Origin of the sequence: Pseudomonas sp. W17, assembly GCF_040268305.1 — a bacterium.
Classification (GTDB): Bacteria; Pseudomonadota; Gammaproteobacteria; order Pseudomonadales; family Pseudomonadaceae; genus Aquipseudomonas; species Aquipseudomonas protegens.
On the sequence record NZ_CP158490.1, the window covers coordinates 1,488,329 to 1,510,645 of the forward strand.

Here is a 22,317-nt window from a genome sequence, read left to right on the forward strand (position 1 = left end):
TCAGGCCTTCTTCTGGGGTTGCAGGTCGATAAGAGCGCCGTGGCCGAGCAGCAGGCCCAGGCACTGGCCCAGGTCGAAGTCGGCCTGGGCGTCCAGGGCATGGGCCGCGGCGATTTCCAGCGGCCAGTGGTTGCGTAGGGCTTCAATGAAGGTCATGGCGCCGGTATCCACGGTGATCACCTCGACCTCCAGGGCGTTGCGCAGCACCAGGGCGTTCTGCCCCTGCTGCAGGTCGAAAGCCGGCCAGGGCTGGTCGCTCTGGTGCGCCGCCCACAGGCTCACTACGGCGTAGCTGGAGTGCAGGGTGCGCAGTGACGGATGCAGGAGCAGTTGCGCCTGGCCGAGGCGGTCGGGCTGGTTCATCGCCGCCAGTAGCCGTGACGGCTCCAGGGGGCGGGCGTCGGCGGCGTGGTAGGCCTCGACCCGCAGCCGTTCAAGGCGGGCCATGTCGGCCAGGTAGGGCAGGCCGGCGGCCGGCCCGAAGCCCTGGATAAAGTCGCCCAGGTTCCGGCCATAGTCGTTGAGCAGAGGGCTGGCGGGGGCGAAGTCCCGGATGTAGAGCGCGGCCATGGCGTTGAAAAACTCGCGACCAACCAATTGCATGACGACTGGGTATGACTCGGCCAGGGCGTTGCTCAACGAGGCCTGCACATTGTTGCGATAGACCGCGAAGCGGCTGGCCGGATCGGCGCCGTTGCTGCTGGACAGCCCCTGTGGGCAGCCCGGTTCGGCGCTCAGCAGGGCCCTGGCGAATTCCCCCTGGCCGCTCACGGCTGCACCTGGGCGCCGAGCAACAGCGCTTCTGCCTGGCAGGCCTCGGCCATCAGGGTGGCAAAGGCCGGCAGGTGGTTGTCGCGCTCGATCAGGGTGGCCATCGGGCCGATGAGCCCCAGCACCTCCTGGTACAGGGCCCAGACCGCAGCGTCGACCGGGGCACCGTGATCGTCGATCAACAGACGGTCACCGAGGCTATCCCGGTCTTCGGCGAACCCGGCCAGATGAATCTCGCCCACCGCCTGCAGCGGCAGTGCTTGCAGGTAGGCCAGGGGATCGCGCTGGTGATTGATGCACGACACATAGAGGTTGTTGACGTCCAGCAGCAGGCCGCAGCCGCTGCGCTGGACCACTTCGCGGATGAAGTCGGTCTCGTCCAGGGTCGAGCGTTGGAATTGCAGGTAGGTGGCCGGATTCTCCAGCAGCATGGTTCGTCCCAGATGGTTCTGCACCTGGTCGATGTGCTCGCAGACCCGGCGCAAGGTGGGCCCGTCGTAGGCCAGGGGCAGCAGGTCGTTGAGGAATACCGGGCCGTGGCTGGACCAGGCCAGGTGTTCGGAAAAGGACTGGGGCTGATAGCGTTCGATCAAGCCGGCCAGCCGCTCCAGGTGAGCCAGGTCCAGGGGGCCTTCGCCACCGATGGACAGGCCGACACCGTGCAGCGACAGCGGGTAGCGTTCGCGGATCAGGCCCAGGTAATGGTGGAAAGGGCCGCCCGCCACCATGTAGTTCTCCGCATGCACCTCGAAGAAACCGATGTCGGGCTGCTCTTCCAGCACGTGTTTGAAATGCTCGGTCTTGAGTCCCAGCCCGGCGCGGGGCGGCAGGCTGGAGGCGCTCGCCTGAATGTCGTGGCCAGGGTGGTGCAGCGGGGCAGTGTTCATCGTCGACACTCAGGCAGGCGCAGGATCAGGACTTGGCTTTGAAGGCTTCGAGCTGGCCGAAACCGGTAGGCGAGGTACTGCTGGCGGTTTTCTCGCAGCTGCCCTTGGGTACCAGCTTCCAGGCGTTGGCCTGGTCGTTGACCTTGGAGGTCCCGGCGCAGGTGGTGCCGGCGCCCGCGGCGCAATCGTTCTTGCCCTTCATGGCCACGCCGAAGCACTTTTCCATGTCGTCCGCGGCATGGGCAGTGGTGGGCAGGGCGGCGACGCTGAGGGCAGAGCCCAGGGCCAGGACCAGGGCAGTGGCGGACAGGGTACGAGTGTTGCTCATGATGTTTCTCCAGTGCGGTTGGGGTAAGGAAGCATCTGTGCTTGCTTACCCCTCTAGAGAAGGCTCATGGGGATTCGTTACAGCCCGGGGCATTTTTTTATCCGGGAATAAAAAAAACGGCCCCGAAGGGCCGTTTTCAGTGACGCATGTGCTTAGCCGCCCAGGTAGGCTTCACGCACCTTCGGATCGGTCAGCAGCGATTCACCGGTGCCTTGCATCACCACCCGGCCGTTTTCCAGCACATAGGCACGGTCGGCGATCTTCAGCGCCTGGTTGGCGTTCTGCTCCACCAGGAACACCGTCACGCCGTCGCGGCGCAGCTGTTCGATGATGTCGAAGATCTGCTGGATGATGATCGGCGCCAGGCCCAGGGACGGTTCGTCCAGGAGCAGCAGCTTGGGTTTGCTCATCAGCGCACGGCCGATGGCGAGCATCTGCTGTTCGCCGCCGGACATGGTGCCGCCGCGCTGGGTGAAGCGCTCCTTGAGCCGCGGGAACAGCTCCAGGACCTTGTCCATCTGCTCCTGGTAGTCGCCCTTGTCGGTGAAGAAGCCGCCCATGGCGAGGTTCTCTTCCACGGTCAGGCGGGCGAATACCCGGCGGCCTTCCGGCACCACGGCAATGCTCTTGCGCATGATCTGCGCCGAGTTTTGCCCCACCAGTTCTTCACCCAGGTAACGGATGCTGCCGCTGTGGGCCTGGGGCGAGCCGCAGAGGGTCATCAGCAGGGTGGACTTGCCGGCACCGTTGGCGCCGATCAGGGTGACGATCTCGCCCTGGCGGATCTCGACGTTGACGCTGTGCAACGCCTGGATCTTGCCGTAGAAGGTGGAAACGTTTTCGAACTGCAGCATTTACGCTTCCCCCAGGTAGGCTTTGATCACTTCGGGATTGTCGCGGATCTGTTCCGGCGTGCCGTCGGCCAGGGGCGTGCCCTGGTTGATCACCACGATATGGTCGGAAATGCTCATGACCAGTTTCATGTCGTGTTCGATCAGCAGCACGGTGACGTTGTGCTCTTCGCGCAGCACGCTGATCAGCGCTTTGAGGTCCTCGGTTTCCTTGGGGTTGAGGCCGGCGGCTGGCTCGTCGAGCATGAGGATCCGCGGGCGGGTCATCATGCAGCGGGCGATTTCCAGGCGCCGTTGCTGACCATAGGCCAGAGTGCCGGCGGGGCGGTTGGCAAACTCCCGCAGGTTGACCTTGTCCAGCCAGTAGCCGGCGTACTCCATGGCCTCGCGCTCGCTCTTGCGAAACGCCGGGGTCTTGAACAGCCCGGAGAGGAAGTTGGTGTTCAGGTGCCGGTGCTGGGCGATCAACAGGTTCTCGACCGCGGTCATGTCCTTGAACAGCCGCACGTTCTGGAAGGTACGCACCACGCCCTTGCGGGCGATCTTGTGGCCCGGCAGGCCTTCGATCGGCTCGCCGTCCAGGAGGATGCTGCCGGCGCTGGGCTGGTAGAAACCGGTCAGGCAGTTGAACACCGTGGTCTTGCCGGCACCGTTCGGGCCGATCAATGCCACCACTTGTTTTTCCTTGACGGTCAGGGCCACGCCGTTGACCGCCAGCAGGCCGCCGAAGCGCATCGACAGGCCGGTTACTTTGAGGATCTCACGGCTCATTTGCGCAGCTCCATGTGAGGACGTTGCATGGGCAGCAGACCTTGAGGACGCCAGATCATCATCAGCACCATCATGGCGCCGAACATCAACATCCGGTATTCGCTGAATTCACGCATCATTTCAGGCAAGAGGATCATCACGATCGCCGCCAGGATCACTCCCAGCTGCGAGCCCATGCCACCCAGCACGACGATGGCGAGGATGATCGCCGACTCGATGAAGGTGAAGGACTCCGGGGTTACCAGGCCTTGGCGCGCGGCGAAGAAGCTGCCGGCGAAACCGGCGAACGCGGCGCCCAGGGTAAAGGCCGAGAGCTTGATCACCGTGGGGTTCAGGCCCAGGGCACGGCAGGCGATCTCGTCTTCACGCAAGGCTTCCCAGGCACGGCCGATAGGCATGCGCAGCAGGCGGTTGATGACGAACAGCGCCGCCAGTGCCAGCAGCAGGGCCACCAGGTAGAGGAAGATCACCTTGTTGATCGAGTTGTACTGCAGGCCGAAGAACTCGTGGAAGGTCTGCATGCCTTCTGCTGCCTTGCGCTCGAAGGTCAGGCCGAAGAAGGTCGGCTTCTCGATGTTGCTGATGCCGTTGGGGCCGCCGGTGAGATCGGTCATGTTGCGCAGCAGCAGACGGATGATCTCGCCAAAGCCCAGGGTCACGATTGCCAGGTAGTCACCCCGCAGGCGCAGCACCGGGAAGCCCAGCAGGAAGCCGAAAGTGGCCGCCATCAGGCCGGCGATCGGCAGGCAGATCCAGAAGCTCAGGCCGAAGTAGTGCGACAGCAGCGCGTAGCTGTAGGCGCCGACGGCGTAGAAACCCACGTAACCCAGGTCCAGCAGGCCGGCCAGGCCGACCACGATGTTCAGGCCCAGGCCCAGCATCACGTAGATCAGGATCAGCGTGGCAATGTCCACCGCCCCGCGGGAGCCGAAGAACGGCCAGACCAGGGCGCCAAGGATCAACGCCAGGATGATCCAGCGCTGGGTGCTGGGCAGGGTCAGGAAGTTGCTGGCCTTGGCCGGGATCAACGGCATGCTGGGAGATGACTTCCAGGCGGCGCTGATCTGGCTATGGAACAGCACCCGCAGGAACATCAGCACCGAGCACACCGCGATGGTGGCAAGAATGGTCGGGCTGGTGTTGTGGACTTCCAGGTTGATGCCGACGATGGTCAGTTTCAGGCCTAGCACCGGGTAGGCGACAGCCCAGACCAACAAGGCGCTGAACAGCGCCGATTTAAGATTCCTAGTCATACTTTCTCAACCTCCGGACGGCCCAGAATGCCGGTCGGACGGAACAACAGCACCAGAACCAACAGGCCGAACGCCACGACGTCCTTGTACTGGTCGCCGAACACGTCGGCACCAAAGGCTTCGGCCACCCCCAGCACCAGCCCGCCGAGCATCGCGCCCGGGATACTGCCGATGCCGCCCAAGACCGCTGCGGTGAAGGCCTTCAGGCCCACCAGGAAACCGGCGTTGGGGTTGATCACACCGTATTGCATGCTCAGCAGCACGGCGGCGATGGCCGCCAGCGCGGCGCCGATCACGAAGGTCAGGGCGATGATGTTGTTGGTATTGATCCCCAGGAGGTTGGCCATCTTGATGTCCTCGGCACAGGCGCGGCAGGCGCGACCCAGGCGAGAACGGGAGATGAACAGCGTCAGGCCGAGCATGGCGATGAGGGTCACCACGAATACCACGATCTGCATGTAGGAAATCAGCACTTCATGTGCGCCGCCTGGCCCGATGGAGAAGTTGCCCGGGATCAGGTTGGGAATGGATTTGTCCTTGGAGTCCTGCGCCAGCAGAACGGTGTTCTGCAGGAAGATCGACATGCCGATGGCGGAGATCAGCGGGATCAGGCGGTTACTACCCCGCAAGGGGCGGTAGGCGATCCGTTCGATGCTGTAGCCGTAGGCACTGGTGACGACGATGCTCGCGATGAAGGCTGCGGTCATCAAGAGCGGGACGCTGTCGAGTCCCATCATGGCCAGCCCGGCGATGGCGATGAACGCCACGTAGGAACCGATCATGTACACCTCGCCGTGGGCGAAGTTGATCATTCCAATGATGCCGTAAACCATCGTATAGCCGATGGCGATCAGGGCATACGTGCTGCCAACGGTGAGACCGTTAACCAGCTGTTGGAAAAAGTGATAGATGTCAGGCATTACAACGCTCCTAAAAACCTGATACGCATTTCACTGGTGGAGTCATTTTCCCGCCCAGGCCCCGTGGATCTGCACCCACTTCGGGCTGGGTTTTGCCAGCGAACCGCTGATGACGGTTTTGAGATTTTCAGGTGGGCGGGATTCCGGATCACGGAACACAGGCCCATACATTCGTAAAACAAAGCCCACGGCACGCCGTGGGCTTTATTGGCAGTCAGTCAGGCCGCGCCTTACTGAGGGGAAACTTCGGTTTTAGGTTTGCCGAAGTGCCACTCGTAGACCACGAACTTGAAGTCTTTCAAGTCGCCCTTGGCGTCGAAGCTCAGGTCGCCGGTAGGGGTCTTGAAGGTGCCGGCGTGGATGGCTTCAGCCACCTTGGCCGCGTCTTCGCTCTTGGCGTTGGTGATGGCGCCGGCGATGACTTCAACTGCGGAGTAGGAAGGGAATACGAAAGGACCGCTCGGGTCTTCTTTCTTGGCCTTGAACGCGTCAGCCAGGGCCACGTTGGCCGGGTCCTGGTCGAAGGATTTAGGCAGGGTGACCAGCAGGCCTTCGGAAGCATCCTTGGCGATCTGCGAAATGGAGTCGTTACCCACGCCTTCCGGGCCCATGAACTTGGCCTTCAGGCCTTTTTCCTGGGATTGGCGCAGGATCAGGCCCAGCTCAGGGTGGTAGCCGCCGTAGTAGACGAAATCGACGTTGGCCTGCTTGAGCTTGGCGATCAGCGAAGAGAAGTCCTTGTCGCCGGCGTTGATGCCTTCGAATACGGCGACCTTGGTGCCTTTCTTCTCCAGGGTCTGCTTCACGGCGGTGGCGATGCCTTCACCGTACTGCTGCTTGTCGTGGAGCACGGCAACCACTTTGGGTTTCACGTGGTCGGCGATGTAGTTACCGGCGGCAGGGCCCTGGGCGCTGTCCAGGCCAATGGTGCGGAACACCATCTTGTAACCACGGGCGGTGATGTCCGGGCTGGTGGCAGCCGGGGTGATCATGATCACGCCTTCGTCTTCGTAGATGTCGGAAGCAGGTTGAGTGGAGCTGGAGCACAGGTGGCCGACCACGTACTTGACGCCATCGTTGACCACTTTGTTGGCGACTGCCACGGCTTGCTTGGGATCACAGGCATCGTCGTATTCAACGGCTTCGAGCTTCTTGCCGTTGACGCCGCCTTTGGCGTTGATCTGTTCGATGGCCATTTTCGCGCCACTGAACTGCATGTCGCCGTATTGGGCTACAGGGCCGGTCTTGGGGCCGGCGATACCGATCTTGATGGTGTCAGCTGCGAACGAATGGCTGGCAACCCCGGCCAGGACCATAGCGGCAAACAGTTTGGAAATCTGCTTAGTAGCCTTATTCATAGTGCTCCACTCTTACTGTTGTAATTTTTATAGTTCCGGCGGCCTTGGTCGCAGAACCGAATCAGATATTTCGTGAATACCCGTCGGAAAATGCCCCTGGCAACTGTACCGGTACAGTGTAGAGCGCCGGTTGTTCGCTTGAAAAGCTGGCTGCTGGGGGCAAAAACGCGGGGTGTCGCTTAATTGAAAGAAAAAGACAGATTTGCGGCGTGGCTTGCGCCCGGTTCGGCGTCAGTCCCTGGCGCTTCTGAGCTTCTCGATCGGTGTCGCGCTTGCTTCTGGGTTTTTCTGCCAGAGCCCCGACGTTATGATTGCGCCGATTTCATTTCTGGACAGTCCCATGACTCAAGAACCTAGCACCCTCTATGCCAAGCTGCTTGGTGAGACCGCATCTATCAGCTGGAAGGAACTGGAGCCGTTCTTCGCCAAGGGTGCCCTATTGTGGGTCGAGGCTGACCTGGATCTGATCGAGGCGGCCCAGGCCGTGGCCGAGAACCAGGCAGAAAAAGTGGCGGCCTGGCTGGCCGAAGGAAAGGTCGAGAAACTGTCTGCGACGCGGGCATCCGATCTGCTGGAACGTGATCCGACGCTGTGGGCGGTGGTGGTTTCACCCTGGATCCTGATCCAGGAAAGGGCATCGCGCTAAGAGCGTGCACCGATAAGGGGCAGGTTTTTGTCGGACAAAAGTGTGTAGCCGAGTAACCGTGAATCCAGTGATGGCACCTTGCCGTAGAGAAAGGCCCCACGGGCTTTTCTCTCAGGGTGACGTTCACGGAAGGGGAACAGTTTCAAGCGCAGCCGACGAGCTGCTTAATTGTTTCGCGATGTGAGTAAATTGACCATTCGCCGGCCAGCCGGTCCCCACAGGACAGCAGGTTTTTCCCTGCCGTGCAGGAGCCGGCTGGCCGGCGAAGCCCTTCTTAATACGCGGTCTTGCCCGTGTGACTGTTGAGCGAGATGACCCGGGTCTTGCCGATACGGTGGCGGTAGATTTCCCGCAGGTACTTGATGGCCTTCTTCACGCAATCCCGGGACAGGCGGATGTCGTTGATCGAGACGAACTTGTCCTTGTCGTTGATCAGCTCGCGGTACTTCTTCTCGTACATCGGCTTGATCGCATACCAGTTGGTGTCGAGGATCTTCGCCGGGTTCTCGAATTCGTTGAGCAGATCGTCGATGCGGTCTTCATCGAACTGGTCACTGACGATGAAATCCAGCACCGAGTTGTCCAGGGTGTCGTCGAAACGGTATGGATTGCGTGCAAAGCAACGCTTGATAAAGGCCACGATCAGGGTCAGGAAGTCGTCCGACAGGCACGGGCTCTTGGCGATCAGGGTGGTCAGCGACAGGTTGGCCGAAGCGCCGATCACCAGCGCGTAGCGCTTGAGGGTGGTGTTGGGGAACAGGCTGTTGAGGTGGGTCTTGAGCCGGTTTAGGTCCATGTAGGACAGCTTGTAGTCCTTGGGCAGGGAGACGATCGATACCACCGACGAGCAGTTCTTGAAGAAGTGCAGGTCATGCAGCGCCGCGGCGTCATAACCCGAAGCCTTGTATTGCTCCAGGGCCGCGCGGTAGCGCTTGGACTCGATCGGCAGCAGGCTGATGCCCTCGATGGCCTGGGTCACCTTGTTGAAGTGCGGCAGATCGATGGAGCGGAAGAACAGGTCGTCGATGTTCAGGCGCTGGGGTTCTTTTTCGAACACCTTGAACTTGTCGCCGGTGGGCACCGGCTGCTCCGGCACCACGGACTCGGCGTAGGCGATCGCAACCGGGCCAGCCAGGCTCATGAACAGGTCGTTGGCGTCCAGGCGGATGGTCTCGCCGATGTCGATGCCGGCCCGACGGAAGTAGTTCTGGTCGTAGTCGGTGGTCACCGCCTGGGCGGTGAGGATGTTGAAGATCTGTTGGGAGATGTACTGGTTGGCGTGCTTCTCCATGGCGTTGACGTCAATGTTCTGGATGTTGCCGTCATCGCTTTCTTCGGCGTAGCGCATGATGTCGTTGGAGATCAGCATCATCGCGTTCCAGGGGCGGATACGCCCCATGACGCTGGCTTCACTGCTGTCTTCATTGTCGAAGTTGTAGGAGAAGTCCCACTCTTCCGAAAGGTATTTGCACAGCAGGCGGCCGGCGTTGATGTGCAGCGCCTCGGACATTTCGCTGCGATGGTCCGAAATGTTCGGCAGCACGCAGATGCCGCTGGTGAAGATCGGCTCGAAGACGAAGGAGTGCCCGCTCTTGCTGTCGTGCTCGTCCATCGGCTTGGTGTCGAAGGTCTTGTTCATGTACGAGTACTGCTGGGCCAGGCCGAACTCCGAGGCCATGCCCGAACCGGTACCGCCGCCGGCACTGAAGATCGAGAAGTACAGGCGCGACTGGTTGGCCTTGATCCCGCAGGAGTCGATCAGGTACGAGTGGATCATCTTCCAGTCGGGGCTGGAGAAGCGCTGGGTGTCCTTGTTGAGGATGATCTTGGCCAGGTACTGGCCGAGGATCGGCGCGTTACCGGCGCCACCGGCGTGGACTTCCGAGAGGTCCATGATCTTCATCTTGCTGTAGTCGCGGATGAAGCCGCTTTTCTCGCCCTTGCGCGAGAAACGGATGCGCCCGGCAATGTCCTTGTCCAGGTCGCCGAGCATCACCAGCGGTTCCACCAGGAACACCGGCTTGCTGGCCTTGTTCTGGCCCAGGCGCAGGTTCTGGCGGATCCACTGGCCGGGGCTGTAGCCGCCTTCGTAGGCCTTGTCTTCGTTATTGAATTCGTTGAGGTAGAACTTGCGGGCGTTGTACACCAGCTCGGCCACATCCAGGGCGATGTTGGAGCCGCAGCGGCCCAGCCCGATCAGGCAGACCGACGGAAATTCCTGGTCGCGGCGGTTGTCCGGCTCGCCTTCCAGGTGCGGTGGCCGCGGGAACACCGTGTCGCGCAGACCGTCGAGGTTGTCGAGGATGCGGTCGGTATTGGTTTCGGTGAAATACAGGTACTGCTGAGTCGACAGGGGGCGTGAACTGGACAATGGCTTCGGGTCTGAGGGGCTAGTTGTGGGGGAGGTCAGCGTCATCTCGGAGACTGCGTTGGCAGGTTTGTTTTTAGAAGTCATTGTGCGCCATATGCCTGGTCAGGTTGGCTCGTGGACGAGGTGTCGTCGAACCATCACGGAATGGGACCTCGTCGCTGCGTGGAGCGCGAATTTTGCCCAAGGCGTCAGGGTTTTTTCTGAGCGACGCTCGGGGGAATCCTTTCCTGAATCATGATGAATCGGCCAGTATTCGGTGATCTTTAATCAAATGAGGGCAATATGATGTCAGCGTTACCTTCACTCGGCTTTGCCGGAATCGGCCTGATGGGCTTGCCGATGTGCCGCCGGCTGCTGGCGGCGGGCTATCCGCTGACGGTGTGGAACCGCAACCCGGAAAAATGCGCGCCCCTGGTGGCTGCCGGGGCGCGACAAGTTGCCACGCCGGCGCAGCTGTGCGCCGATGCCGACCTGATGCTGATGTGCCTGGCCAATACCGAGGTGGTGCGCGAGGTGGTGTTTGGCCCCCAGGGTATCGCCCAGGGCGCCCGGGCCGGTCAGCTGCTGCTGGACCTGTCCAGCCTGGAACCCACGGCTACCCGGGAAATGGCCGCCGAACTGGCCGCAAGCCGCGGCGTGGCCTGGGTCGATGCGCCGGTGTCCGGCGGTACCCCGGGCGCCGAGGCCGGCAGCCTGGCCATCATGGTTGGCGGTGAGGCGACGGACGTCGAGCGGGTGCGGCCAGTGCTGCTGACCCTGGGGCAGCGGGTCACGCACATGGGGGCGGTGGGCGCCGGGCAGGTGACCAAGGCCTGCAACCAGATGATCGTCGCCTGCAACGCCCTGGTGATCGCCGAGGTGGTGGCCCTGGCCGAGCGCTCGGGGGTGGATGCGCGGCTGATCGCCGAGGCCCTGGCCGGTGGCTTTGCCGACTCGAAACCTTTGCAGATCCTGGCCCCGCAAATGGCTGAAAGCCGGTTCGAGCCGGTGAAGTGGCATGTGCGCACCCTGCTCAAGGACCTGGATGGAGCGGTGAAGTTTTCCCGCGAACAAGGCTCGGCGACGCCGATCAGCGGATTAGCTGCGCAGTTGATGCGTCTGCATGGTGGGCAGGGCTATCTGGAAAAAGATCCAGCGACCCTGGTTCGCCTTTATCGGGACCCGGCGCCCGCGGATTGATCGGCGCGGCGTGGCGCTGGTCGAGCTCCTCCAGCACCCCGCGCAACTCCCGCAGCGGCACCGGATGGCTGAGCAGGTAGCCCTGCAGGTAGTCGCAGCCATGGTGCTGGAGAAACGCTTGCTGTTCCGGGGTTTCGACCCCTTCGGTGACCACCTGCAGGTGCAGGGTGTGGGCCATGATGATGATCGCCTGGACGATCTCCATGTCCTGGGTCGACTTGGGGATGTCCTGGATGAACGAGCGATCGATCTTCAGGGTGTTCAGGGGCAAGCGCTTGAGATAGGCCAGGGATGAGTAGCCGGTGCCGAAGTCGTCGATCGACAGCGACACCCCCAGCCCGCGGATCTGCTTGAGCAGCGCCAGGGTGCTGGCAATATTGCCCATCAGGGCGTTTTCCGTGACTTCCAGCTCCAGCCGCTGCGGCGCCACCTGGGCCTGGCGCAGGGCGCTTTCGATCTCCCCGGCGAGCTCTTCGCGGGTCAGGTTCAGGGCCGAGCAGTTGACCGCGATCTTCAGTTCGCCACAGCCATGGCGCGACAGGTAGGCCAGGTCCGAGCAGGCCTTGCGCAGCACCCAGTTGTCCAGCTCGGCGATCATGCCGTTGGCTTCGGCAATGGAGATGAAGCGATCCGGGGTCAGCAGCCCATGTTGCGGGTGCTGCCAGCGGATCAGGGCTTCGAGCTTGGTGACCCTGCCGCTCTTGAGGTCGTAGATAGGTTGGTAATACAGCAGCAGGCCCTGGTCGTCGCGCAGGGCGTTGCGCAATTCCTCTTCCAGTTGCAGTTCCAGGGTGGCCCGGGTCTTGAGGTGGGAGTTGAAGAAATGCAGGCTGTTGCGTCCGCAATCCTTGGATTGATACAGGGCCAGGTCGGCGTTCTTGAGCAACTCCTCGCAGGTCTTGCCGTCATCGGGGAAGACGCTGATGCCAATGCTGGTGGTCATCACCATGCGCCGCCCTCCCAGTTCGATCGGCTCCTTCATTTTCTGCATGATGCGCTGGGCCATCTGCCGGGCTTCTTCGCGGTCGTACAGATTGATGAGGATGCAGAACTCGTCGCCGCCCAGGCGTGCCACCACGTCTTCATGGCTGCGGGTGGAGCTCTTGATGTGCCCGGCGATGACTTTCAGCAACTCGTCCCCGGCATCGTGGCCGAGGCTGTCATTGATGCGCTTGAAGTGGTCGATGTCGAGGAACATCACCGCCAGCATGCCGCCAAAGGTGGTTTTCTCGATGAGCTTTTCGGCGAACAGCTGGTTGAAGCCGCGGCGGTTGATCAGGTTGGTCAGGGCGTCGTAGTGGGCCACCTGCTGCAGGGAAACCCGGGCCTGGTCCAGTTGCGAAAGCAGGGCATTGACCCGCCGCAGGTCCCGCTCCTTGTGTTGCAGCTTCTTGTCGGCCAGGGCCGCGCTGATGCCGCTGCCGATGATCAAGAGCACGATCGCGCTCAGGGTCAGGCCTAGTTGCAGATGCCCGTCGGATGTGGCGGGGGCGGGCAGGCTGCCGGCGGGCAGCACCAGGGTCATGGCCCAGATGCCGGTGAAGTGCATGAGCACGATGGCAGCGCCCAGCACCAGGCTGCTGGCGTACTTGAGCAACTGGTGGAACATGCCGCTGCCTTCGCGCAGGTGACGGGACAGCAGCAGCGCCGCCAGGCTGCAGGCGATCGCCACCAGCACCGACAGCGCCATCAGTAAGGGGTCGTAGTACAGGCTGGCGCTGCTGCGCATGGCCGCCATGCCGACGTAGTGCATGGCGGCGATGCCCAGGCCGATCCAGATCGAAGCAACGCCATAGCGCCACAGCGGCATGTGCGCGTGGCTCAGGGTGTTCATCGCCAGCCAGGCGGCGACCAGCGCGATCAGGAGCGACAGCAGGGTCAGGGGCAGGTCGTAGTGGATCTGCAGCGGCGCCTCGAACGCCAGCATGGCGATGAAGTGCATGGCCCAGATCCCCCCGGCCAGGCAGCAGGCTCCGACCCAGCGCCACAGGCGCTGGCTGGCCGGTCGTTCGGCATGACTGACACGTTCGGCCATGTCCAGGGTGGCGAAGCTGGCGGCACAGGCTACCAGGTAGGCCAGAAGCACCAGAACCGGGTTGTGGGTGCAATGCAGGACCACTTGCCCGGCCTGAGGAAGCTCGGTAATGAAATGCACGCCCAGCCAGTCCATAGCCTGCCCATCTCTGAGTCATCTGAGGTCGGCGGAGCCGCGCGCCAACGAGTGCTTGGAGTATAGAAGGCACCCGCTGGCTGCAATGGGAGGTGGCACGCTGCTGCTAATGATTTGCTTATGGGCCCTATCGCCAAAGGTGCTAAGCGCTTTCCTCGTACCAGGGCTCGGTGTCCGCCGGTTCCAGGGGGGCCAGGCCGAAGGCGGCGCGGGCGGCGTCGCAGTCGCTGTTGGGCTGGCCGTCGGTCCAGGAAGCCTCGAACTCGCGGCACGGGCTGGAGCGCTGGTCATAGATCGAACAGCTCACACCCTGGCCGACCTCGCCTTCAAGGGCGATGCAGCGCGGGGATTTGCAGTCGGTTCCGAGCATTGCCACCCGGCTGGGGCTGATACTTTGCACCAGCTCGTCGGGGACAGTCCCGCCGGATGAGGCGCATTCGCCCCAGAAAAAAGACACACGAAAGTATGAACAGCAGGCACCGCAATTCAGACACGGACTGGCTTCGGACATTGGCGTATTCGATGGGGGAGGGGTTGATAAGGGGGGCTGGCAAGGCGGCTATTCTAGGCTTCGCATCGGCCTTGGGAAGGGGGGGCGCAAGGTATTTTTTCGGCCTTGGCCAAGCCCTTGAAAAGACTGGGAAAGGCCCGGGTAGCGGGGGCTGTGGCGAAGTTCGGGCGGCTTGTTCCGGGGAGCCGCAAGTGCCATCCCCGCGCCTGCCTGCGATGCCTTGGTATCAGGCTGGCGAATGATTACAGACAGCGTGGGTGCGGCTGACTAGATTGCAGCTTCCAGGCCCGCTCGCGTCTGGCCCAATAACAATAAAAGAGATCGATCCATGGATAATTCGACTCAAGCGGCAAATGCCTGGCGCATTCTGTTCCTGTTGTTTTTGGCAAACCTGTTCAACTTCTTCGATCGCACCATCCCCGCCATCATCATCGAGCCGATCCGCATGGAATGGCACCTGAGCGACTTCCAGCTGGGGATCATCGGCACCGCCTTCACCATTGTCTATGCCATTGCCGGCTTGCCCCTGGGGCGCCTGGCCGACACCGGCTCGCGCAGCAAGCTGATGGGCTGGGGGCTGGCGGTGTGGAGCGGGCTCACCGCGGTCAACGGCATGGTCGGCAGCTTCTGGAGCTTTTTGCTGGTGCGCATGGGCGTGGGGATTGGCGAGGCCAGCTACGCCCCGGCCGCCAACTCGCTGATCGGCGACCTGTTCCCCGCTCACCGCCGGGCCCGGGCCATGGGCATCTTCATGCTCGGCCTGCCTCTGGGGCTGGTGCTGGCGTTCTTCACCATCGGTGCCATGGTCAAGGCCTTCGACAGCTGGCGGGCGCCGTTCTTCATTGCGGCGGTACCAGGGCTGGTGCTGGCGGTGTTCATGTTCTTCATCAAGGAACCCAAGCGCGGCGCGGCGGAAACGGTGAAAGTGGCCCAGGTGCGGATTGACCGGCCCATTCGCCGGGTGCTGGCGATACCGACCTTTCTCTGGCTGACTCTGGCCGGGCTGACGTTCAACTTCGCCACCTATGCCTGCAACTCGTTCCTGGTGCCGATGCTGCAGCGCTACTTCCTCATGCCCTTGCAGGAAGCCGCCATGGCCACCGGGCTGATCGTCGGGGTGACCGGCCTGGTGGGCCTGACCCTGGGCGGCTGGATCGCCGACAAGATTCATCAGCGGGTAGCCAATGGTCGTTTGTTGTTCGCGGCCTGCAGCCTGATCATCTCGACCCTCGCCACCGGATGGGCACTGCATGCCGGGCGGGTGGAGGTCGGGGTGTTCGTCGCGGTATTCAGTGTCGGCTGGCTGTTTGCCTACAACTTCTATACCTGCGTCTATACCGCCCTGCAGGATGTGGTCGAACCGCGCTTGCGTGCCACCGCCATGGCCTTGTTCTTCGCCGGCCTGTACCTGTTGGGGGGCGGCTTGGGGCCGGTGGTGGTGGGGGCGCTCTCCGACCACTTCGCCCATTCGGCAATGTATGCCGCAGGCGCAGAGCTGATGACCGAAGAGTTCAAGGCCATCGGTCTGCACGATGCGATGTACCTGATTCCCGTGGCCCTGTTCCTGACCCTGCTGTTTCTGTTCCAGGCAGCACGCTGTTTTGTCCGTGACGCCCAGCGGATGAAAGAGGGGCTGGCCTGTGGGAATGCCGCTGATGCCCCAGCAGAGGTGAGTCTGCCGGCGATCAACGATGGTGCAGTGAGCCGCTAGGGCGCGTTGCTGCATTGGCAGGCGACAGGCAAAAAAAAGGCCCGCACAGTGCGGGCCTTTTGTTCAGTGCTGACAACCGGGCTATCAGCCCGCCACCAGTACCCGGATCGCTTCCAGACGCAGGGCGGCCTTTTCCAGCATGGCCAGGCCCTGTTCGCGCTGTTGACGCAGGGCCACCAGCTCGCTGTCACGGACAGTCGGGTTGACCGCCTGCAGCGCAGTCAGGCGCGCCAGTTCTTCGTCGGTGTCGGCTGCCAGGCGGCGTTGCGCCTCGGCCACACGTTCGGCGTGACGCGGTGCGACCTTGGCTTCGCCGGCGTTGATCTTCGGCGCCAATTGATCGCGCTGGGCCTGGATGAACTTGTTGGCGCTGGCCTTGGGCACGCTTTCCAGCTGGTCGTTCAGGGTCTCGAAGGCGACCCGCGCCGACAGGTCGTTGCCATTGGCGTCCAGCAGGCAGCGCAGGGCGGCCGGTGGCAGGTAGCGGCCCAGTTGCAACGAGCGCGGGGCGACCACTTCACTGACGTACAGCAGCTCAAGCAGCACGGTGCCGGGTTTGAGCGCCTTGTTCTTGATCAGCGCCACGGCGGTGTTGCCCATGGAGCCGGACAGCACCAGGTCCATGCCGCCCTGCACCATGGGGTGTTCCCAGGTGATGAACTGCATGTCCTCGCGAGACAGCGCCTGGTTGCGGTCGTAGGTGATGGTCACGCCTTCGTCGTCGCCCAGGGGGAAGCTGGCGTCGAGCATCTTCTCGCTGGGCTTGAGGATCAGGGCGTTTTCCGAATGGTCCTCGCTGTCGATGCCGAAAGCGTCGAACAGGGTTTCCATGTAGATCGGCAGGGCGAACTGGTCGTCCTGTTCGAGGATCGCTTCCACCAGGGCGTCGCCTTCGCCGGCACCACCGGAGTTCAACTCCAGCAAGCGGTCGCGACCGGTGTGCAGTTCGGCTTCCAGGCGCTCGCGTTCGCCACGGGCTTCGTCGATCAGCGCTTGCCACTCGCCGTCGTCGGCATTTTCCAGCAGCGGCAGCAGGCGCGGGCCGAACTGGTGCTGCAGGGCGTTGCCGGTCGGGCAGGTGTTGAGGAAGGCGTTCAGGGCTTCGTGGTACCACTGGAACAGGCGCTCTTGCGGGCTGGTTTCCAGGTACGGCACGTGCAGTTCGATCACGTGCTTCTGGCCGATCCGGTCGAGACGGCCGATACGCTGCTCCAGCAGGTCCGGGTGCGACGGCAGGTCGAACAGCACCAGGTGGTGGGCGAACTGGAAGTTGCGGCCTTCACTGCCGATTTCCGAGCAGATCAGCACCTGGGCGCCGAACTCTTCATCGGCGAAGTAGGCGGCGGCACGGTCGCGTTCAAGGATGTTCATGCCCTCGTGGAAGACCGTGGCCGGGATGCCGGAGCGCACGCGCAGGGCGTCCTCCAGGTCCATGGCGGTTTCCGCGTGGGCGCAGATCACCAGCACCTTGGTGCGCTTGAGCATTTTCAGCTGGTCGATCAGCCATTCGACCCGCGGGTCGAACTTCCACCAGCGCTGTTCGTCATCGCTGACGTCGGGCTGGGCCTGGAAGCTGACTTCCGGGTACAGCTCGGCGTGTTCGCCCAGGGGCAGTTCCAGGTATTCGTCCGGGCATGGCAGCGGGTAGGCGTGCAGCTTGCGCTCGGGGAAACCCTGCACCGCGGCGCGGGTGTTGCGAAACAGCACGCGGCCGGTGCCGTGGCGGTCCAGCAGTTCACGCACCAGGCGTGCGCTGGCTTCGCTGTCGCCGTCGTTGACCGCGGCCAGCAGGGCTTCGCCTTCGTTGCCGAGGAAACCGTGGATGGTCTTGTGCGCCTCGGGAGACAGGCGGCCTTTATCCATCAGTTCCTGCACGGCTTCGGCCACCGGGCGGTAGTTCTCGCTCTCGGCGCGGAAGGCCGCGAGGTCGTGGAAACGGTTCGGGTCCAGCAGGCGCAGGCGGGCGAAGTGGCTGTCCTGGCCCAGTTGTTCCGGGGTTGCGGTCAACAGCAGCACGCCGGGAATGGTCTCTGCCAGCTGTTCCACCAGGGCGTATTCCGGGCTGACCTGGTCTTCGTGCCACACCAGGTGGTGGGCTTCGTCCACCACCATCAGGTCCCAGCCGGCGGCGAACAGCGCGTCCTGGGCCTTCTCGTCGTCCACCAGCCACTCCAGGGCCACCAGGGCCAGCTGGGTGTCTTCGAACGGGTTGCTGGCATCGCTTTCGATAAAGCGTTCTTCATCGAACAGTGCCACTTGCAGGTTGAAGCGTCGGCGCATCTCTACCAGCCACTGGTGCTGGAGGTTTTCCGGTACCAGGATCAGTACCCGGCTGGCGCGACCCGAGAGCAGTTGGCGATGGATCACCAGGCCGGCCTCGATGGTCTTGCCCAGGCCCACTTCGTCCGCCAGCAGGACCCGCGGCGCGATGCGGTCGGCGACTTCACGGGCAATGTGCAACTGGTGGGCGATGGGTTGGGCGCGCACGCCACCCAGGCCCCAGAGCGAGGACTGCAGTTGGCGGCTGGTGTGTTCCAGGGTGTGGTAGCGCAGGGAGAACCAGGCCAGCGGGTCGATCTGCCCGGCGAACAGACGGTCGCTGGCCAGACGGAACTGGATGAAGTTCGAGAGTTGGGTTTCCGGCAGGGTGACGGCTTCGTTCTGCCCGTTGAGGCCGTGGTAGACCAGCAGGCCGTCGACATCATCGACTTCCTGTACGGTCATTTTCCAGCCTTCGAAGTGGGTGATGCTGTCACCCGGAGAGAACCTCACGCGAGTGAGGGGCGCATTCCGTAGCGCATACTGGCGGGTGTCGCCAGTGGCCGGATAGAGCACGGTCAGCAAGCGACCGTCCTGTGCCAGAACGGTGCCTAAACCCAGCTCGGCTTCGCTGTCACTAATCCAGCGTTGCCCCGGTTGATACTGCTGCGCCATGCTGCCTGACTCCCGCTTTGAAAAAGCCGACTATCTTAACGGAACGACGCTTCCAGTCCAAAGAACTCTGATCAATCCCCTGGATTAAAAGGTAGCGTACGGCGTGCATTCGTCGGGTGGCGGGGCACTATCGGCTGACGACTGGGTCACAGTTTTGCGACCGATGGCTCAAGTCGCCCATGCCGCAGCCGACAGCCTGCCGACAGGAGACCAATAATATGCTGCCACCGATGCTCCCCTTGAGTGCCGTGCCGATCACCGCCCAGCAGGATCCGATCCGCCAGCGACCGGACATCCCGCCTGTGGTACCGGTGCAGGAAAGCTCCAACGAAAGCACCATCGACCTGCAAAAGCGCGACCCCGAGGAGTCCGCCCTGCTGCTGCGCGAGGAACAGCGGCGCCAGCAACAGAAGCAGCGCCGTGAGCGTGAGGCCGAGGACGACCCCGAAGAGCACCTGGCAGTGCCCGGCGATGAACTGAACGCCGACAACACCGTGCCGGTGGTGCCGTTGATCGAAGATGCTCCGCGCCAGGGCCTGTGGGTGGATGTCGAGGTCTAGGAGCGCTTGTTCCCCGCCAGTTCCCCGAGGGCCTGCAACAGGCGCTCGATTTCCTCTTGTGTATTGAAGTAACTCAAGGCGATCCGGGCAATGTTGCCCAGGCCTCGGGCCTGCATGTCCAGTGGTGTGTAGTTGACGCCATTGGCGCCGATATTGATGCCGCGCCGCGCCAGTTCCTCCTTGAGTGCCAGCCCGTCCCAACCTTCGAGAGTGAAGGCGATCAGGCCCGATTGCTGCCCCGGGCTGCCCAGGTCCTGGAGTTGCAGGCCGGGCAAGCGCTGCAGCTTCTTGCGCAGCGGCTCGCTCAAGGCACTGATCCTTTGCGCAATGGCGGCCACGCCGATGCTTTCGAACTCCTGCAGGGCATTGGCCAGGCCAGCCAGCAGCACCATCGACACTTCACTGGTTTCAAAGCGCCGGGCATCGTTGCGCAGAGCGAAGCCCTGGCCATCCCAGGGCGCCGACAGTACATCCCGCGGCAGCGGATTCAACTGCTCGAGGAAGCCGGGCCTTATATAGAGTAGGGCCGTGCCTCGCGGGCCGCGCAGGTACTTGCGCCCCGCGCCCTTGAGCACATCGCAGTTCAGCGCCTGCACGTCGCAGGGCACCTGGCCCAGAGCCTGGCCGGCATCGATGAAGTAGGGGATGCGCCATTGGCGCGCCAGTTGGCCGATGGCTGCGGCCGGGTTGATCAGCCCGCCATTGGCCGGTAGCCAGGTCAAGGCGATGAGGCGCACCCGGGAGTCGAGCATGGACTCCAGCGCCGGGACTGAAACTGCACCGTGGCTGTCACAGGGAATGACTTCCAGCCGCGCGCCGGCGGCCACGGCCGGGGCCATGCAGGCCAGGTTACCGGCCCATTCCTGGCGCCCCACCAGGATCCGGTCGCCCGGCTGCCAGGCGGGCAGGGCGTTGAAGGCCATGCCCCAGGCCGCCGAACCACTGCTGGTAAAGGCGATGGCTTGCGGGCAGGTGTTGAGCACTCGGGCGGCGGTCTGTCGCGCCTGCTCCTGCAACTGGGCGCCGGCGCCGGCCGCTTCCATCGGCCCGCTGTGGGCCTCCCGCTGCAGTTGCCCGGACATGGCGTCCAGGGTGCCCTGGCTGGGCAGGGACCCCCCGGCATGGTTGAAGTGACAGACCCGGGTGCAACCCGGTGTGGCCGCCCGTAGCCGGGCGATGTGGTCCGGGCTCAGGGGCATCACGGCTTGAGCTCGAAAATCCCGTCGACCTCCACGGCGACGCCTGCAGGCAGGCTGGCGACGCCCACCGAAGTGCGGGCATGCCGGCCTTTCTCGCCCAGGGCATTGACCAGCAGGTTGGAGGCGCCATTGGCGACCTGGCCATGGCCCTTGAAGTCGGCGCTGGCGGCAATGAACACCCCCAGCCGGCTGATGCGTTGCAGCCTCGACAAGTCGTCCCCCAGGGCCGCCGAGAGTTGCGCCAGCAGGGCCAGGGCCGCCAGTTCCGCGGCCTGGGCACCCTGCTCGATGCTGAGGTTGTCACCGAGCCGGCCCAGCAGATGGGGATGCTGCTCTGCTTGCGGTGTTTGCCCGGAGATGAACAGCAGGTTCTGGCTCTGGGCATGGTTGACGTAGTTGGCGATCGGCTGGCCGGGGATCGGTAGTTCAAGACCCAGTTGTTGCACTCGTTGCTGCAGAGAGTCGCGCATGGCAAGTCCTCGAATGGAAGGCTTGCAGCATCGGTGTTCAGGCTGGGGGCGACAAACGGATAGATCTAATCCGACGTATCTGAATTTTTCATGGGGCGCTCCCTTGCTCCAGCAGCCATTGGGCGAAGCACTGCACAGCCGGATTCGCCGGACCTTCGGCGGTCACCAGCCAGTAGCCGATCTGATCGTTGTGCAGAGCCGGGAGGTCGAAGGCATCCACCAGGCTGCCCTGGTTAAGGTGGCGCCGGATCAACTGGCGGCGGCCCATGGCGATGCCCTGGCCGGCCACCGCCGCTTCCACCACGATGTTGTAGTCGTGGAGCATGACGCTGGGGTGAGGGCTGAGGTCGACGGCGTTCTGCCTGCTCCAGTCGTCCCATTCAAAGGGCCGGTGGGAGCGGGCCATCAGCAAGGTGCCGTTGGCCAGGGTCCCGGCCTTGAACTCGGGGCTGCACACCGGTGACAGTTGCTCGGCGAGAAAGCGCGTGGCCTGGACGTTGGGCCAGTGGCCCTTGCCATAGCGAATGGCCAGGTCGACCTCGGCACCGGCCACATCTGCCAGGTTGATGGCCGGTTGCAGCTCCAGCTGGATCTGAGGGTGGCGGCGGCTGAAGTCCGCCAGGCGCGGCGCCAGCCACAAGGTGGCGAAGGAGGCCAGCAGGCCGATGCGCAGAACCTGCGATGGCTCTGCTGCCAACAGCGTCCGGGTGGCTTCGGCGATCTGCTCCAGGGCCGGCTGGATCTGTTGGTAATAGCTGGCGCCGGCGGTAGTCAGGTCGATGGCCCGGGTGCGTCGTACAAACAGCGGCTGGCCCAGGTGCTGTTCGAGTTTGTGCACTTGATGGCTGACCGCGCTCTGGCTGACGCACAGTTCCTGGGCCGCCTTGCTGAAACTCAGGTGCCGGGCCACGGCCTCGAAGGCGCGCAGGGCCAGCAGCGGGGGCAGGTGCTTGGGTATTTCCACATGCGGTTTCCTGTGGGGAGGGGCGGCCATTGTGCGGATAAAAAGTCTTCCCGGCAGCGACTTTATTGCAGTCGCCTTGGTCTGATCACTGGTCAGGTGCGGCGCCACGTCGCATTATTGGCACATTCGCCAGGGCCGCCCGCTGCTTCAAGGCGTGCGGCCGATATAGACCACCAGTGATGCAAGCCAAGCCATGAATCAAGACGACAAGCTGATCGACCTGAACGCCGAGCGTGCCAAGCGCGTGCATGATCTCAATGAAAAGCGCCTGAACGAAGTACGCCAGGCATTCGAACACGCCATGCCCTTGGGCAAGGCCAAGAAAAAACCGAAAAACAAACCGAAAAAGCGCTGATCTGGGCGCTTTCTGTTGATGCAAGTCACTTATTCTCCCTTCCTCGCGCCCAGTCATGGGCGACATTGACCCCGGTCAATTTCCCCTGCCTCCCGTTTGGTTAACTTA

General features: G+C 63.0%; 20 protein-coding genes. 5 read left to right on the forward strand and 15 right to left on the reverse strand.

Annotation, left to right across the window (positions count from 1 at the left end; translation table 11 throughout):
• The 8 genes from ABCR88_RS06765 to ABCR88_RS06800 all read right to left on the reverse strand — a co-directional run bounded on the left by ABCR88_RS06765 (position 1) and on the right by ABCR88_RS06800 (position 7,139).
• Positions 1–771, reverse strand: a complete 771-nt coding sequence (locus ABCR88_RS06765; protein ID WP_350404268.1) for a DNA-binding domain-containing protein — start codon at positions 769–771, stop codon at positions 1–3.
• A complete protein-coding gene (locus ABCR88_RS06770) occupies positions 768–1,658 on the reverse strand; it encodes a DUF692 domain-containing protein (RefSeq protein WP_041116318.1) in 891 nt (296 codons plus the stop codon). The genes ABCR88_RS06765 and ABCR88_RS06770 overlap by 4 nt, the downstream gene beginning before the upstream one ends.
• Positions 1,659–1,683: 25 nt before the next feature.
• Positions 1,684–1,989, reverse strand: coding sequence for a DUF2282 domain-containing protein (locus tag ABCR88_RS06775; protein ID WP_026020136.1), 306 nt, complete (start codon positions 1,987–1,989; stop codon positions 1,684–1,686).
• 149 nt (positions 1,990–2,138) lie between these two features.
• On the reverse strand, positions 2,139–2,840 hold the full coding sequence (locus ABCR88_RS06780; protein WP_350404269.1) for an ABC transporter ATP-binding protein: 702 nt from the start codon (positions 2,838–2,840) through the stop codon (positions 2,139–2,141).
• Positions 2,841–3,608, reverse strand: a complete 768-nt coding sequence (gene livG / locus ABCR88_RS06785) for a high-affinity branched-chain amino acid ABC transporter ATP-binding protein LivG (RefSeq protein WP_011059639.1) — start codon at positions 3,606–3,608, stop codon at positions 2,841–2,843.
• On the reverse strand, positions 3,605–4,861 hold the full coding sequence (locus tag ABCR88_RS06790; RefSeq protein WP_011059640.1) for a high-affinity branched-chain amino acid ABC transporter permease LivM: 1,257 nt from the start codon (positions 4,859–4,861) through the stop codon (positions 3,605–3,607). The genes livG and ABCR88_RS06790 overlap by 4 nt, the downstream gene beginning before the upstream one ends.
• Entirely contained in the window at positions 4,858–5,781 is a 924-nt protein-coding gene (livH, locus tag ABCR88_RS06795; RefSeq protein WP_011059641.1) for a high-affinity branched-chain amino acid ABC transporter permease LivH, read from the reverse strand. Before livH ends, ABCR88_RS06790 begins: the two co-directional genes overlap by 4 nt.
• Before the next feature lie 230 nt (positions 5,782–6,011).
• Positions 6,012–7,139 (reverse strand): branched-chain amino acid ABC transporter substrate-binding protein, encoded by a 1,128-nt coding sequence (locus ABCR88_RS06800; RefSeq protein WP_011059642.1) that lies wholly within the window; start codon positions 7,137–7,139, stop codon positions 6,012–6,014.
• A 340-nt stretch (positions 7,140–7,479) separates the two neighbouring features.
• Between ABCR88_RS06800 and ABCR88_RS06805 the strand changes: the two genes are divergently transcribed.
• A complete protein-coding gene (locus ABCR88_RS06805) occupies positions 7,480–7,785 on the forward strand; it encodes a DUF2288 domain-containing protein (RefSeq protein WP_041116319.1) in 306 nt (101 codons plus the stop codon).
• A gap of 274 nt (positions 7,786–8,059) precedes the next feature.
• Here the strand turns inward: ABCR88_RS06805 and ABCR88_RS06810 are convergent, their stop codons facing one another.
• Entirely contained in the window at positions 8,060–10,240 is a 2,181-nt protein-coding gene (locus ABCR88_RS06810) for a hypothetical protein (protein WP_011059644.1), read from the reverse strand.
• A 198-nt stretch (positions 10,241–10,438) separates the two neighbouring features.
• Between ABCR88_RS06810 and ABCR88_RS06815 the strand changes: the two genes are divergently transcribed.
• The gene (locus ABCR88_RS06815; RefSeq protein ID WP_011059645.1) at positions 10,439–11,335 is read left to right on the forward strand and encodes an NAD(P)-dependent oxidoreductase; all 897 of its coding nucleotides are present in this window, start codon (positions 10,439–10,441) and stop codon (positions 11,333–11,335) included.
• Here the strand turns inward: ABCR88_RS06815 and ABCR88_RS06820 are convergent.
• A complete protein-coding gene (locus ABCR88_RS06820; protein WP_053156675.1) occupies positions 11,226–13,505 on the reverse strand; it encodes an EAL domain-containing protein in 2,280 nt (759 codons plus the stop codon). The two genes, ABCR88_RS06815 and ABCR88_RS06820, sit on opposite strands and share 110 nt — an antisense overlap.
• A 142-nt stretch (positions 13,506–13,647) precedes the next feature.
• Positions 13,648–14,016, reverse strand: a complete 369-nt coding sequence (locus ABCR88_RS06825) for a YkgJ family cysteine cluster protein (protein WP_015634416.1) — start codon at positions 14,014–14,016, stop codon at positions 13,648–13,650.
• 328 nt (positions 14,017–14,344) lie between these two features.
• On the opposite strand from ABCR88_RS06825, the gene ABCR88_RS06830 reads away from it, so the two are divergent.
• Entirely contained in the window at positions 14,345–15,727 is a 1,383-nt protein-coding gene (locus ABCR88_RS06830) for an MFS transporter (protein ID WP_015634417.1), read from the forward strand.
• 84 nt (positions 15,728–15,811) lie between these two features.
• On the opposite strand, the gene rapA is transcribed toward ABCR88_RS06830, so the two are convergent.
• Positions 15,812–18,661 carry an RNA polymerase-associated protein RapA gene (gene rapA, locus ABCR88_RS06835; RefSeq protein ID WP_015634418.1) on the reverse strand — a complete coding sequence of 950 codons (2,850 nt, stop codon included), beginning with the start codon at positions 18,659–18,661 and terminating at the stop codon, positions 15,812–15,814.
• 218 nt (positions 18,662–18,879) lie between these two features.
• Between rapA and ABCR88_RS06840 the strand changes: the two genes are divergently transcribed.
• Positions 18,880–19,221, forward strand: coding sequence for a hypothetical protein (locus tag ABCR88_RS06840; protein ID WP_011059650.1), 342 nt, complete (start codon positions 18,880–18,882; stop codon positions 19,219–19,221).
• Here the strand turns inward: ABCR88_RS06840 and ABCR88_RS06845 are convergent.
• The 3 genes from ABCR88_RS06845 to gcvA form a co-directional block, all read right to left on the reverse strand.
• Entirely contained in the window at positions 19,218–20,420 is a 1,203-nt protein-coding gene (locus ABCR88_RS06845) for an aminotransferase class V-fold PLP-dependent enzyme (RefSeq protein ID WP_350404890.1), read from the reverse strand. The genes ABCR88_RS06840 and ABCR88_RS06845 overlap by 4 nt on opposite strands.
• Complete coding sequence (locus tag ABCR88_RS06850) at positions 20,420–20,890, reverse strand: RidA family protein (protein WP_011059652.1); 471 nt, start codon at positions 20,888–20,890, stop codon at positions 20,420–20,422. The genes ABCR88_RS06845 and ABCR88_RS06850 overlap by 1 nt, the downstream gene beginning before the upstream one ends.
• A gap of 88 nt (positions 20,891–20,978) precedes the next feature.
• Entirely contained in the window at positions 20,979–21,854 is an 876-nt protein-coding gene (gene gcvA / locus ABCR88_RS06855; RefSeq protein WP_350404270.1) for a transcriptional regulator GcvA, read from the reverse strand.
• A 193-nt stretch (positions 21,855–22,047) separates the two neighbouring features.
• Between gcvA and ABCR88_RS06860 the strand changes: the two genes are divergently transcribed.
• On the forward strand, positions 22,048–22,209 hold the full coding sequence (locus ABCR88_RS06860; protein ID WP_015634422.1) for a hypothetical protein: 162 nt from the start codon (positions 22,048–22,050) through the stop codon (positions 22,207–22,209).
• Positions 22,210–22,317 lie beyond the last annotated feature (108 nt).